At 67.1% G+C, this 13,547-nt stretch carries 13 protein-coding genes; 3 read left to right on the plus strand and 10 right to left on the minus strand.

The genetic code is table 11. The features are described 5' to 3' along the window. Positions 1-10: 10 nt before the first annotated feature. From LGN17_RS03720 to kdpF, 10 genes are all read right to left on the minus strand, one after another. On the minus strand, positions 11-778 hold the full coding sequence (locus tag LGN17_RS03720; RefSeq protein WP_175952210.1) for an ABC transporter ATP-binding protein: 768 nt from the start codon (positions 776-778) through the stop codon (positions 11-13). Between the two features lie 33 nt (positions 779-811). Further along, positions 812-1,525: an ABC transporter permease gene (locus LGN17_RS03725; RefSeq protein WP_175952211.1), complete on the minus strand. Its 714-nt coding sequence runs from the start codon at positions 1,523-1,525 to the stop codon at positions 812-814. Next, positions 1,522-2,211 carry an ABC transporter permease gene (locus LGN17_RS03730; RefSeq protein WP_175952212.1) on the minus strand — a complete coding sequence of 230 codons (690 nt, stop codon included), beginning with the start codon at positions 2,209-2,211 and terminating at the stop codon, positions 1,522-1,524. The genes LGN17_RS03725 and LGN17_RS03730 overlap by 4 nt, the downstream gene beginning before the upstream one ends. A 174-nt stretch (positions 2,212-2,385) precedes the next feature. Further along, positions 2,386-3,159, minus strand: a complete 774-nt coding sequence (locus LGN17_RS03735; protein WP_226195198.1) for an ABC transporter substrate-binding protein — start codon at positions 3,157-3,159, stop codon at positions 2,386-2,388. 274 nt (positions 3,160-3,433) lie between these two features. Further along, positions 3,434-4,186 carry a response regulator gene (locus tag LGN17_RS03740; protein ID WP_226195199.1) on the minus strand — a complete coding sequence of 251 codons (753 nt, stop codon included), beginning with the start codon at positions 4,184-4,186 and terminating at the stop codon, positions 3,434-3,436. Further along, entirely contained in the window at positions 4,183-5,889 is a 1,707-nt protein-coding gene (locus LGN17_RS03745; protein ID WP_226195200.1) for a DUF4118 domain-containing protein, read from the minus strand. Before LGN17_RS03745 ends, LGN17_RS03740 begins: the two co-directional genes overlap by 4 nt. Before the next feature lie 80 nt (positions 5,890-5,969). Then, positions 5,970-8,018 carry a potassium-transporting ATPase subunit KdpB gene (gene kdpB / locus LGN17_RS03750; protein WP_264165836.1) on the minus strand — a complete coding sequence of 683 codons (2,049 nt, stop codon included), beginning with the start codon at positions 8,016-8,018 and terminating at the stop codon, positions 5,970-5,972. A gap of 56 nt (positions 8,019-8,074) precedes the next feature. After that, positions 8,075-8,776: a potassium-transporting ATPase subunit KdpC gene (gene kdpC / locus LGN17_RS03755; protein ID WP_226195201.1), complete on the minus strand. Its 702-nt coding sequence runs from the start codon at positions 8,774-8,776 to the stop codon at positions 8,075-8,077. A 10-nt stretch (positions 8,777-8,786) separates the two neighbouring features. After that, on the minus strand, positions 8,787-10,490 hold the full coding sequence (gene kdpA, locus LGN17_RS03760; RefSeq protein WP_226195202.1) for a potassium-transporting ATPase subunit KdpA: 1,704 nt from the start codon (positions 10,488-10,490) through the stop codon (positions 8,787-8,789). Between the two features lie 138 nt (positions 10,491-10,628). After that, positions 10,629-10,775 carry a K(+)-transporting ATPase subunit F gene (kdpF, locus tag LGN17_RS36820; RefSeq protein WP_413226995.1) on the minus strand — a complete coding sequence of 49 codons (147 nt, stop codon included), beginning with the start codon at positions 10,773-10,775 and terminating at the stop codon, positions 10,629-10,631. 270 nt (positions 10,776-11,045) lie between these two features. On the opposite strand from kdpF, the gene LGN17_RS03770 reads away from it, so the two are divergent. The 3 genes from LGN17_RS03770 to hutC all read left to right on the plus strand — a co-directional run bounded on the left by LGN17_RS03770 (position 11,046) and on the right by hutC (position 13,545). Next, positions 11,046-11,360, plus strand: a complete 315-nt coding sequence (locus LGN17_RS03770; protein WP_226195203.1) for a hypothetical protein — start codon at positions 11,046-11,048, stop codon at positions 11,358-11,360. A gap of 179 nt (positions 11,361-11,539) precedes the next feature. Then, a complete protein-coding gene (locus tag LGN17_RS03775; RefSeq protein WP_226195204.1) occupies positions 11,540-12,667 on the plus strand; it encodes a porin in 1,128 nt (375 codons plus the stop codon). 182 nt (positions 12,668-12,849) lie between these two features. After that, positions 12,850-13,545, plus strand: a complete 696-nt coding sequence (hutC, locus tag LGN17_RS03780) for a histidine utilization repressor (protein ID WP_039349239.1) — start codon at positions 12,850-12,852, stop codon at positions 13,543-13,545. Positions 13,546-13,547 lie beyond the last annotated feature (2 nt).

Genomic DNA, 13,547 nt, shown 5'->3' on the forward strand with positions numbered 1-13,547 from the left:
GCGCGCCGCGTTACTTCAATCGCCCCGACAGGAACTGCCCGAGCCGTTCGCTCTTCGGGTTCACGAGAATCTCCTGCGGATTCCCTTCCTCCTCGATCTTCCCCTGATGCAGGAAGATCACGTGATTCGACACGTTGCGCGCGAAGCCCATCTCGTGCGTGACGACGACCATCGTGCGGCCTTCCTCGGCGAGCTTCTGCATCACCTTCAGCACTTCGCCCACCAGCTCCGGATCGAGCGCCGACGTCGGCTCGTCGAACAGCATCACTTCCGGCTCCATCGCGAGCGCGCGGGCAATCGCCACCCGCTGCTGCTGGCCGCCCGACAGGTGCGACGGATACATGCCCTCGACGCGCGGCGCGAGGCCGACCTTCTCCAGGTACTTGCGCGCCCGCGCGATCGCTTCGTCCTTGCCGACGCCGAGCACGGCCATCGGCGCTTCGATCACGTTCTCGAGCACCGTCATGTGGGCCCACAGGTTGAAGTGCTGGAACACCATCGACAGCTTGGTGCGCATCCGCTGCAGCTGCTTCGGGTCGGCCACGCGCAGCGAGCCGTTGCGGTCGCGCGTGGTCTGGATCGGCTCGCTGCCGATCGTGATCTGCCCGGAGCACGGCTGCTCGAGGAAGTTGATGCAGCGCAGGAACGTGCTCTTGCCGGAGCCGCTCGAGCCGATGATGCTGATCACGTCGCCGGCCTTCGCCTTCATCGACACGCCCTTCAACACCTCGTTGTCGCCGAACTTCTTGTGCAGGTTGTCAACGGTGAGCTTGTACATGCTGGGTCCTTCCTTGCGAATCTTGCGAATGCGTTAATGGCCGCGCGGCGAGAGGTACGCGAGCCAGCGCGTCTCGAGCTTGCGGAACGCCCAGATGAGCGTGAACACGACGACGGCGTACAGCACGGCTGCGATGCCATAGGCCTGGAACGACATGTACGTCGCCGAATTGACGTCGCGCGTGACCTTCAGGATGTCGGGCACGGTCGCGGTGAACGCGAGCGTCGTCGCGTGCAGCATCAGGATCACTTCGTTGCTGTAGCTCGGCAGCGAGCGGCGCAGCGCGGAAGGCAGGATGATCCGCGTATAGAGCTTGAAGCGCGACATCCCGTAGGCCATGCCGGCCTCGATCTCGCCGGCCGACGTCGCCTTGATCGCGCCCGCGAAGATCTCCGTCGCATACGCGCATTCGTTCAGCACGAACGCGAGCAGCGTGCAGTTCATCGCATTGCGGAAGAACGTGTCGAGCAGCACGTGGTTGTGCACGACCTGCAGGCTGTAGATGCCCGTGTAGCACATCAGCAGCTGCACATAGAGCGGCGTGCCGCGGAACACGTAGGTGTAGAGCCACACCGGGCCCGAGATCCAGCGGTTCGACGACGCGCGCGCGATCGCGAGCGGCACGGCGAACGCGAAGCCCAGCGCGATCGACACCACCAGCAGCCACAGCGTGACCGCGAGGCCGCTGAAGCGGTAGCCGTCGGTGTAGAGATAGCTTTGCCAGTACTGGCTGACGAGTTCGATCACAGTGCGAGCCTCCGGACACCGACGGAATAACGCTTCTCGAGGTGATGCAGCACGACGTTGGACACCGTCGTGATCGCGAGGTAGATCGCGCCTGCCGCCAGCGTGAAGAAGAAGAAATCGAGCGTGCTCTTGCCGGCGTCCTGCGACGCCTTGACGACGTCGGCGAGACCGATGATCGACACGAGCGCGGTGGCCTTCACGAGCACCTGCCAGTTGTTGCCGATGCCGGGCAGCGCGAAGCGCATCATCTGCGGAAACAGGATGCGGCGGAACACGCGCCACCCGCTCATCCCGTATGCGAAGCCCGCTTCGAGCTGGCCGCGCGGCACCGCGAGGAACGCGCCGCGGAAGGTTTCGGTGAAGTACGCGCCGTAGATGAAGCCGAGCGTGATGACGCCCGCCACGAACGGGTCGATGTCGATCTGGTCCCAGCCGAGCATGTCGGTGAAGTTGTTCAGCAGGATCTGGATCCCGTAGAACAGCAGCAGCATCAGCACGAGATCCGGCACCGCGCGGATCAGCGTCGTGTAGAAGGTGCCGATCGACTTGAGCAAGCGGTTCGTCGACAGTTTCGCGCTCGCGCCGACGAGGCCCAGCGCGAGCGACGCGGCAAGCGACAGCACCGCGAGCTTCACGGTTTCCACCGTGCCGGCCCACAGCAGCGGGCCAAATCCTTGGAAGATCATATGAGGGATCCAGAGCGAGGTGGCTGGATTGTCGATAGCCATTAGCCGCGCATCAAACGATATCTGCGCACGACCTGATGCATCCTGCTCATCAAGTCGGACGCCTCGCGCGAAGCGGGTTGTAGCCACGACAGACGCGGCGCGCGCCACAGCCGGTGCGCGCCGCATGGCGGGTCAGCTACCGTAGACGTCGAACGCGAAGTACTTCTTCTCGAGCTTCTTGTACGTGCCGTCCTTGATGATGTCGGCGATCGCGTGGTCGATCTTCGCCTTCAGGTCGGCGTCGTCCTTGCGCAGCCCGATGCCGGCGCCGTTGCCGAGCGTCTTCGGATCGTCGATGTCCTTGCCGGCGAATTCGAAGTTCGCGCCGCGCGGCGTCTTCAGGAAGCCGATGTCGGCCTGTACCGCGTCCTGCAGCGCCGCGTCGAGGCGGCCCGACATCAGGTCCTGGTAGACGCCGTCCTGGTTCTGGTAAGGCACGACCTGCACGCCCTTCGGCGCCCAGTACGCCTTCGCGTAGGTTTCCTGGATGGTGCCCTGCTCGACGCCCACCGACTTGCCCTTCAGCGAGTCGGCCGTCGGCTGCAGGTTCGCGCCCTTCTTCGCGACGAGGCGGGTCGGCGTGTTGAACAGCTTGTCGGAGAACGCGATCTGCTCGGCACGCGCCGGCGTCATCGACATCGACGACAGCACGCCGTCGAACTTCTTCGCCTTCAGCGCGGGAATCATCCCGTCGAAGTCGTTCTCGATCCACACGCATTTCGCCTTCAGGCGGGCGCAGATCTCGTTGCCGAGATCGACGTCGAAGCCGACGACCTTGCCGCTTGCGTCCTTCGATTCGAACGGCGGATAGCTGGCGTCGACGCCGAACCGGATCGTCGACCAATCCTTGGCGTGGGCACCGACCGCGATGCAGGCAAGGGCAATACTGAGCGCGAGTTTCTTCATGGCGTTCCTATCAGAGGCGAGCTGGGCAAGGGTCCCGCCGGGCGGCGCCGCCGCGAACCCTTCCAACCCGGAGATCGTCCCTTCCGGCGACACTCCAAGTTGTACATACAACTTTGCCTTTTCCACGGGTTCGCCAGCAATCCGTGTTTATCTCTAATTGTCGGTTGAATAGGATCGTGGGCCGCAAATTTCCTTATATTTCAATTAATTAAGCATTACACCAAGCTAAACGACCGCTTTCTCGGCGCCTCGGCGCGCGGCCGGGCGCCGGCTTTCACTTGTCTAGACCGGGCAACGCCGCGCCGCGCGGCCCGGCCGCCATGCCGACCGTCTCCAGGCCGACCAGCCGGTAGCCGAACTGCAGCTCCGTCAGCAGGTGCCGCGGGCGCGCGGGCACCGGCTCGAGCTTCTGCCGCAGGTTCGTCATGTACACCCGCACGTAATGCGCGCGGTCCGCGTCGTGGATGCCCCAGACTTCCGCCAGCAATTGCCGCGCGGCGATCACGCCGCCGCGCGCACGAATCAGCGCGGCGAGCAGCCGGAATTCGAGGCGCGTCAGATGGACGGGCTCGCCGCCACGCGCGACTTCGTGCTTGCCGAGATCGACCGTCACGTCGCCGAACCGCACGATCGACGACGATTGCCCGTCGGTCGACACGAACGCCGCGCGCCGCAACTGCGCGCGCGCCCGGGCGAGCAGTTCGGGCACGCCGAACGGCTTGGGCAGGTAATCGTCCGCGCCCGCATCGAGCGCCGCGACCTTCTCCACTTCCTGCTGCCGTGCCGACAGCACGATCACCGGCACCGTCGACCACTCGCGCAGCTCGCGGATGAACGTCTTGCCGTCGTCGTCCGGCAGCCCGAGATCGACGATCACGAGATCGGGCTTGCTGCTCGCCGCATACATCCGCGCCTCGCGTGCCGTCGACGCCTCGCAGGTGTCGAGCCCCTCCTGTTCCAGCGCCATCCGCACGAAACGGCGGATGTCCGATTCGTCCTCGACGATAAGTACGCGCGATCTGATCATGTCCGGCTCTCGTGTTCGATGTCGGGCGGCGCGCCCAGTGGCAGGCGAATCTCGAACCGCGCGCCGTGCGGATCGAGCGGCACCGCGCGGATCGAGCCGCCGTGCGCGTTGACGATGCTGCGGCACAGCGCGAGCCCGAGCCCCACGCCGCTGATCGACGATTCCTTGCGTTCGCGCTCGAACGGCTCGAACAGCGGCTCGGTGTTGCGCGCAATGAAGCCGGGCCCGTCGTCCTCGACGAATACGTAAAGCGTTTCGCCGAACACGCGTGCCCGCACCGCCACGGCCGCGTCCGCGCCCGCATACTTCGCCGCGTTGTCGAGCAGGTTCATCAACACGCGCTCGATCAGCAGCGCGTCGACGTCGATCAGCGGCAGGTCGGCCGGCAAGTCGGCGCTCACGTCGCGGCCGGCCAGCACGCCCGCCGAATGCGCGAGCGCGCTGCCGACGATCTCGTCGAGCATGTGCCACTCGCGATTGAGCCGCACGCCCTCGCTCTGCATGCGCGCGAGATCGAGCAGGTTCACGACGAGTCCGTGCAGCGCCTCGGCCTGGTTGCGGATGCCGTGCGCGAGCGCGGCCGGCTGGCCGTCGGCCAGCCGCTCGGGCCGCTCCAGCGTCTCGGCGAGCCCGCGGATCGCGGTCAGCGGCGTCTTCAGGTCGTGCGACACCGCGGCGAGCAGCGCATTGCGCAGCCGCTCGCCTTCGATCCGCACGAGCGTGTGCTGCGCGACGCCAACGTAGTGCACGCGTTCGAGCGCCATCGCGATCGACGAGCACAGCGCGTCGATCAGGCGGCGATCGTCGGGGTCCGTGGGCACCGGCTGCGCGTCGCCGAACAGCACGAGCACGCCGCGCACGCGCATCGGCGCCTTCAGCGGCAGGTATTGCGCGGCCGCACGCTCGAACGGCGGCAGCCCGCCCCCCGCGCCACGCGCATGCTCGTAGACCCAGCGGGCGATCGGTGCGTCGACGAACCCTGCATGCCGCGCCGGCAGCAGACGGTCATCCGCATCGGGCAGCACGAGCGCGACGCGCACGCCGAGCAGCGGCGCGATCGTGCCGGTGCAAATCGCTGCGATCTGCTCGGTCTCGATCGCAGCCGACAGGTCGTGCGCAACCCGCGCCAGCGCGGCCGAGCGTTTCTCGTTCGCGCGCGCGGCCCACGCCTCCGCGCGCAGGCGCGCCGCGAGCTGGCCGATCGCGAGCGCGACGGCCAGCATCAGCGCGAACGTGAATACGTACTGCGTATCGGACACCGCGAACGACAGCCTCGGCTCGACGAAGAAGAAGTCGAAGCAGCCGACGCAGACGAACGCGGCCCACGCGCCGGCCAGCCGGCCGAGCCGCAGCGCGATCAGCACGACGGTCATCAGGAACAGCATCACGACGTTCGACAGGTCGAACACGCGCAGCAGCGCGCTCGCCGCCAGCGTCGCCAGCGCGCACACGAGCGTGGCGAGCAGCAGCGGCGCCGCGTACTGCGACACCCACACGTGCGTGCGCGGCCGCGCTTCGCGCACGGCCAGCGTCGGCCGCGTATCCGGCCCCGCACCCGCGATGCGGTCGGCCAGCGCCGCGCACGCGCGCAGCACGCTTCGCCAGCGATCGCGGCGCGCGCCGTCCCCGCCGCGGCGGGCGGCGGTGTCCCGCGGCCCCGTTGCCCGTCGATTCGCTTCGCTCACGTTCACATTCACATCCATGATCGCTTCCGGCAATTGAAACGCCGAACGGCCCCGCGCACGCCGTGAAGGCGTGAACGGGGCCGCGACGGCGCGTTCGGTCAGATAAACGGCGTCAACAGCATGTCGATCAGCTTGATGCCGATGAACGGTGCGACGATGCCGCCCACACCGTAGATCAGCAGGTTGCGCCCCAGCAGCGTCTCGGCCGGCTCCGCGCGATACTTCACGCCCTTCAGCGCGAGCGGGATCAGCGCGACGATGATCAGCGCATTGAAGATCACCGCCGACAGGATCGCCGACGTCGGGCTGTGCAGCCCCATCACGTTCAGCGCGCCGAGCGCCGGATACGTCGCCACGAACGCTGCCGGGATGATCGCGAAATACTTCGCGAGATCGTTGGCGACGCTGAACGTGGTGAGCGCGCCGCGCGTCATGATCATCTGCTTGCCGACCTCGACCACCTGCATCAGCTTGGTCGGGTTGCTGTCGAGGTCGACCATGTTGGCCGCCTCTTTCGCCGCCTGCGTGCCGCTGTGCATCGCGACGGCCACGTCGGCCTGCGCGAGCGCGGGCGCGTCGTTGGTGCCGTCGCCCGTCATCGCGACGAGATGGCCCTTCGCCTGGTGCTCGCGGATCAGCCGCAGCTTGTCCTCGGGCGTCGCTTCCGCCAGGTAGTCGTCGACGCCGGCTTCCGCCGCGATCGCGGCCGCGGTGAGCCGGTTGTCGCCGGTGATCATCACGGTCTTCACGCCGACCTTGCGCAGCTCGGCGAAGCGCGCGGCGATCCCGTGCTTGACGATGTCCTTCAGCTCGATCGCGCCGAGCACGCGCGAGCCGTCGGCCACGACGAGCGGCGTGCCGCCGCGCCGCGCGATATCGTTGACGGCCGTCTCGACCGCGTGCGGAAACGCACCGCCGAGCGCATCGACGTGTGCGCGAATCGCGGACGCCGCGCCCTTGCGCACCTGACGCTCGCCGATGTCGAGGCCGCTCATCCGCGTGCGCGCGCTGAACGGCACGGTGATGCTGCCGGCGGTCGCGGCCACGTTCAGCGAGAAGCGCTGCTTCGCGAGCGCGACGATCGAGCGCCCCTCGGGCGTTTCGTCGGCGAGCGACGACAGTTGCGCGGCCTCGGCCAGCGCACGCTCGTCCACGCCCGGCGCCGGCCGGAACTGCACGGCCTCGCGGTTGCCGAGCGTGATCGTGCCGGTCTTGTCGAGCAGCAGCACGTCGACGTCGCCGGCCGCCTCGATCGCGCGGCCCGACGTCGCGAGCACGTTCGCGCGCATCATGCGGCTCATCCCCGCGATGCCGATCGCCGACAGCAGTGCACCGATGGTCGTCGGGATCAGGCAGACCAGCAGCGCGATCAGCACGGTCAGGCTCACCGCCGTGCCCGACGCGTTCAGCAGCACGCTGAACTGCGAGAACGGCAGCAACGTCACGCACACGAGCAGGAAGATGATCGTCAGCGCGACGAGCAGGATCGTCAGTGCGACTTCATTCGGCGTCTTGCCGCGCTTCGCGCCTTCGACCATCGCGATCATCCGGTCGAGGAACGCTTCGCCCGGTTGCGCGGTGATCTTCACGACGATCCAGTCGGACAGCACGCGCGTGCCGCCCGTCACCGACGAGAAATCGCCGCCCGATTCGCGGATCACCGGCGCGGATTCGCCGGTGATCGCCGACTCGTCGACCGACGCGACGCCGTCGATCACTTCGCCATCGGCGGGAATCGTGTCGCCGGCCTCGACGAGCACGATGCTGCCGGCGGCGAGCTCGTCGCTCGGCACGCGATGGCAGGTGCTGCCGTATTGCTTCGGCTCGTCGAGCACCTTCGCGTACACGCGCTTGCGCGCCGCACGCAGCGCGTCGGCCTGCGCCTTGCCGCGCCCTTCGGCCAGCGCCTCCGCCGCGTTCGCGAACAGCACGGTGAACCACAGCCAGCTGGCGACCGCGAAGATGAAGGCGGCCGGCGCGTCGCCCGCGCCGGTCAGCGCCTGCAGCCACAGCACGGTCGTGACGATGCTGCCGAGATACACGACGAACATCACCGGGTTCTTCAACTGGACGCGCGGCGCGAGCTTGCGGAATGCCTCGCGCAGCACGGCCGTCCAGCGCATCGGCGGCACGCCGCCGACCGGCATCGCCGCTGGATTGATCGGGGTTTCGATATGGGACATGAGTGACTCCGTGGTTCCTGCTATTGCTTCGCGCCGGCCGCCTGGCCGAATGCGCGGTCCAGCGCGAGGTTCAGGTCGAGCACGCGCACGCGCGGTTCGCCGAGCACGCCGAGCTGGCGCGGCAAGGCGATACGCTCGACCAGCGCCGCCACCCAGGCGGCATCGACTCCGCGTGCCCGCGCGACCCGCGCCGCCTGCAGCCGCGCGTTCGCGACCGAGATCTCGGGATCGAGCCCCGACGCCGACGCGGTCACGGCATCCGCCGGCACCGGCGTGCCGGCGGCGAGCGCGTTCTCCTGCCGGTAGGCGCGCACACGCTGCGCGATGTCCGCGAGCAGCTTCTTGCTGGTGGCGCCCTGGTTGCTGGCGCCGCTGCCGGCCGCGTTGTACGGCTGGTCGACCGTCTTCGACGGATCGGCCGGATCGGCGCCGACCGTCGCGCTCGGCCGCCCGTGGAAGTAGCCGGCGCGCGTGAACGACTGCCCGATCACCGCCGAGCCGATCGTCGTGCCGTTGCGCTGCACGAGACTGCCGCGCGCCTGCGACGGGAACAGCACGTTCGCGACGCCCGTGGTGAGCAGCGGATACGCGATCCCCGTGACGAGCATGAACAGCACCGACGACGCGATCACCGGCCGCACGAGGCCGCGCGTCGCCGCGCCGAACGAAGAACCGGGTGCCGGCGCGGCGGCGGCCGCTGCCTGGCGATTGCCTTGCATCATGATGTTTCCCTCAGAACAGTTGGCCGCCCGACATCAGCAGATGCTCGACGACCGGGCCGAGCGCGAGCGCGGGCAGGAACGTAAGGCCGCCGACGACCAGGATCACGAAGATCAGCAGGCCGGCGAACAGGCCCGTCGACGTCGACAGCGTGCCCGCGCTTTCCGGCACGCTCTTCTTCGCGGCGAGGCTGCCCGCGACCGCGAGCATCGGCAGCAGCGTCAGGTAACGGCCAATCAGCATCGCGAAGCCGATCGTCGTGTTGAAGAACGGCGTGTTCGCATTCAGGCCCGCGAACGCGGAGCCGTTGTTGGCCGTGCCCGACGTATAGGCGTACAGCACTTCGCTGAAGCCGTGCGGGCCGAGGTTCGCGAGGCTGTCCATCGTCGAATGCAGCATCGATGCCACGGCGGTGAAGCCGAGGATGCTGAACGGATGCGCGAGCACCGCGAGCATCACGAGCTTCATCTCGCGCGCCTCGATCTTCTTGCCGATGAACTCCGGCGTGCGCCCGATCATCATCCCGACGAGGAACACCGTGAGGATCGCGAACGTGAACAGGTTGATCAGCCCGACGCCGTCGCCGCCGAACACGTTGTTCAGCATCATCTGCGCGATCGGCACGAGGCCGCCGAGCGGTGTCAGCGAGTCATGCATCGCATCGACCGACCCGGTGGTCGCGGCCGTCGTGACGGTGGCGAACAGGCTCGTCTGCGCGATGCCGAAGCGCATCTCCTTGCCTTCCATGTTGCCGCCCGGCTGCGCCGCGCTCAGCTGCTGATCGACGCCCAGCCCGGCCACGAGCGGATTGCCGTGCTGCTCGGCCGAATAGATCATGGCCAGGAAGCCGACGAACATCACGACGAACGCACCGAGGATCACCCAGCCCTGGCGGCGCCGGCCGATCATCGTGCCGAGCGCGTAGGTCAGCGCGGACGGAATCAGCAGCATCGACAGCATATGCAGCGTGTTGGTGAGCGGCGTCGGGTTCTCGAACGGATGCGCGGCGTTCATGCTGAAGAAGCCGCCGCCGTTCGTGCCGATGTGCTTGATCGATTCGAGGCTGGCAACCGGCCCCATCACGATCTGCTGACGCGCGCCTTCGAGCGTGGTCGCCCACGCGTCGGACGCGAGCGTCTGCGGCATGCCCTGCCACACGTACACGAGCGCCATCACGAAGCTGAGCGGCAGCAGCACGCGATAGGTCACGCGGGTGAAGTCGACCCAGTAGTTGCCGATGTCCGCCGCGCTCTTGCGGCTCAGCCCGCGGATGAAGCCGCCCGCGGCCGCGACGCCGGTCGCCGCGCTGACCACCATCAGGAACGTAATGACGGCCATCTGCGAGAAGTTCGACAGGCTGCTCTCGCCTGCATACGCCTGCCAGTTCGTGTTCGTGATGAACGACGCGGCCGTGTTGAACGCGAGGTCGGGACTTTGCGCGGCGCGCTGCAGCGCGTCGAACGGCAGTGCGTCCTGGATGCGCAGCAGCAGGTAGCCGACCAGCATCATCCCGGCATTGCTGAGCAGCAGCACCATCCCGTAGCGCTGCCACGACATCGCTTCGTCGGGATTCACGCCGAGCAGCCCGTAGGTCCGGCGTTCGACCCACGCGTGGCGCGGGCTCGTAAAGGCGTGCGCGAGCCATTTCCCGACAACGGGCACCAGCGCCAGCATGATCGCGAGAACGATCGCGAATTGAATGAGATTATTGAACATGTCGACGCTCGCTCAGATCCGGTCAAGGCCGGTGATGAAACCCGCCGTCAAGGCAAAGAACGCGAGCGTGAACAGAATGAAAAGCAGATCGCTCATGACATTCACCGATATTTTCGAATTCCTGTTGAATCGTGCCGATCAATACCGCTCGGGTTGGATCAATGCATGAAACAGATAGATAAAGAGCGCGAGCGACAACGCGCCGGTGATCCACAACATGGCTTTCCCCTTTTTTTCATATGCGCGGCAACGCCGCGCGATCGTCGGCGTATCGGGCCTTGCCATGCCGGCGCAGGCCCGTGTGACGCCCCCATGCTCATCTGGCGAATGGGATGCGACAGTGTAGAAATCCGCGTATCAAAGCGGTGTTCAATTTCTTTACAAGGAATAAAAAAGCTGTAAAGACGAAAGCCGGCGGCGATGGCGTTTTTATGCATTATTTTCAGGGCCGGGTCGAGTCTATACACCGTATCGTCATCGCGATTCCTAGAATGGGCGGCATGTCCAAGACGAGATCTTCGCGATGCGGAGCACGACGCGACCCGGGGTGCCAGCATGAAACCGACCCTCACCGAAACCGCCGCTTCACGCGACCTGCCGCCCGTTCGTGCGCGGCGCCGGTCCCCGGCCGACGAACACGTGCTGCTGTCGATCCGCGTCGAATCGGACAACCTCGCCGTCGTGCGGCGCCTGCTGCACCAGGCGGTCGGCACCGCGCTCAATTTCTATACGGCCGCGATCGACAACCGCACCGGGCGCGCGTGCATCGAGCTCGAAGTGGCGCGGTCGCAGGCGTCGCCCGCCATCCTGTCGATTCTTCGCCTGCTGCCGGCCGCCGAGTTCGGCACGATCCGCCTGCTGCTGCACTAGCCGGCGTCCGTTGCGGCCGCGCGTGACACGCGTCACGCGCCCGCTCCCCTTTCATCGATTCGAACGCGCGTCTGCGGGGCGAACGCGTGCGGCTCGTCACGAGCCGCACCTGTGCGCCACCGGTGCGCGCGCCGGATCGTCGTTCCCGTCGCAACGGGTTTTTCCAGGAAGCACTCACAATGAAAAAAGCAGTCGTCGGTACCCTCTCCCTCGCGTTCCTCGGCGCGGCCGCGCATGCGCAAAGCAGCGTCACGCTCTACGGGATGCTGGATGCGGGTATCGTCTATACGAACAACCAGTCGGGTAAAAGCGCGTGGCAGCAAGGCAGCGGCCTGCTGTCGAACACGGTCTTCGGCCTGAGCGGCAACGAGGATCTCGGCGGCGGCCTGCATGCGCTGTTCCGCCTCGAGAACGGCTTCAACCTGAACAACGGCACGCAGTCCTACAAGAACACGATGTTCGGCCGCCGCGCGTACGTCGGCCTGCAGAGCGACCAGTACGGTGCACTGACGCTCGGCCGGCAGTACGACGCCGTGGTCGACTATCTCGGCCCGCTCGCGATGGCGAACAACGGCGACGGCAACAACCTCGCGTCGCATCCGTTCGACAACGACAACATCGACGATTCGTTCTACATCGACAATGCGGTGAAATACACGAGCCCGACGCTCGCCGGCTGGCAGTTCGGCGGCCTGTACGGGTTCAGCAACGCGGCCAGCGGCTTCGCGAACAACCGCGCGTACAGTGCGGGCGTGTCGTACGCGAACGGGCCGGTCAGCCTCGGCGCCGCGTACCTGCAGCTCAACCGCGGCGGGCTGACGGCCGGCGGCGCGCTGTCGAACAACGACGGGCCGAACTTCCCGGCGGTGCGCCAGCGCGTGATGGGCGCGGGCGGCAGCTACGCGTTCGACCGGCTGACGCTCGGCGCGCTGTGGACGCATTCGATGTTCGATGAAACGGCCGCGTCGTCGCTGCCCGGCGCGCTGAATGCGCTGCGCTTCGACAACTTCGAGGTCAACGCGCGCTATGCGCTCACGCCGGCCGTCTCGTTCGCGGGCGCCTATACGTTCACCAACGGCCGCTACGACGACACGACCGGCAGCCATCGGCCAAAATGGCATCAGGTGACGCTGATGGCCGACTACGCGTTGAGCAAGCGCACCGACGTGTACGCGGAAACCGTGTACCAGCATCAGTTCGGCGTGCCGTCGGGCGCGACGCTCGGCTTCGCGAACGTCACGGGGCTCGCGGCTTCGTCGACCAACACGCAGGTGGTCGGGACGGTCGGCATCCGGCATCGGTTCTGACCGCACGCCGGCCGCCGACGGCCGGCCGCTCTGTGCAATCCCGCATGGACGCGCGCCGGCCGAACAGGGATCATTCGGGGAATCCGGGCCCGCGCGCCCGCGAAACCGGTACACTCGGCGCCGGGCGCGCGCCGGATCGGCATTCGGCGGCGGGCCGCTGCCGACTCTGGAATCGTGATCCCATGACCACACCGATCTATCAGGAAATCAAGGACTTCATCCTCGCGCGCATTCATGCCGGCGAGTGGGCGGAAGGCGACCAGGTGCCGTCGGAGAACGAACTGGCGCGCGAATTCAACGTCGCGCGGATGACCGTCAACCGCGCGCTGCGCGAACTGACCGCCGAGCAGGTGCTCACGCGCACGCGCGGCTCCGGCACGTACGTCGCGTCGCCGAAGTACGAATCGACGCTCGTCGCGATCCGCAGCATCTCGGACGAAGTCGCCGCGCGCGGTCACGGCTATCGCGCGCAGGTGCTGCAGGTGGGCGCGGCCGTCGCCGATGCGAAGCTCGCCGACGAGCTGCAGATCGACACGGGCAGCCCGATCTTCCATTCGCGCGTGCTGCACTTCGAGAACGACACGCCCGTGCAGCTCGAGGAACGCTGGGTCAATCCGGCCTGCGCGCCCGAGTATGCGTTGCAGGATTTCACGACCACGACCCCGAACCAGTACCTGACGCGCGTCGCGCCGCTGCAGCGCGTCGAATACCGGATCGAGGCCGCGATGCCCGACACCGAAACGCGCCGCCACCTGACGATGGACGACCGCGAACCCTGCCTGCTGCTGCATCGGCGCACGTGGTCGCAGGGGATGGTCGCATCGGTCGCCAATCTGTGGCACCCGGGCAGCCGTTACCGGTTCACCGGGCATTTCTGAGG

This window comes from Burkholderia sp. AU30280 (genome assembly GCF_020420125.1).
Classification (GTDB): Bacteria; Pseudomonadota; Gammaproteobacteria; order Burkholderiales; family Burkholderiaceae; genus Burkholderia.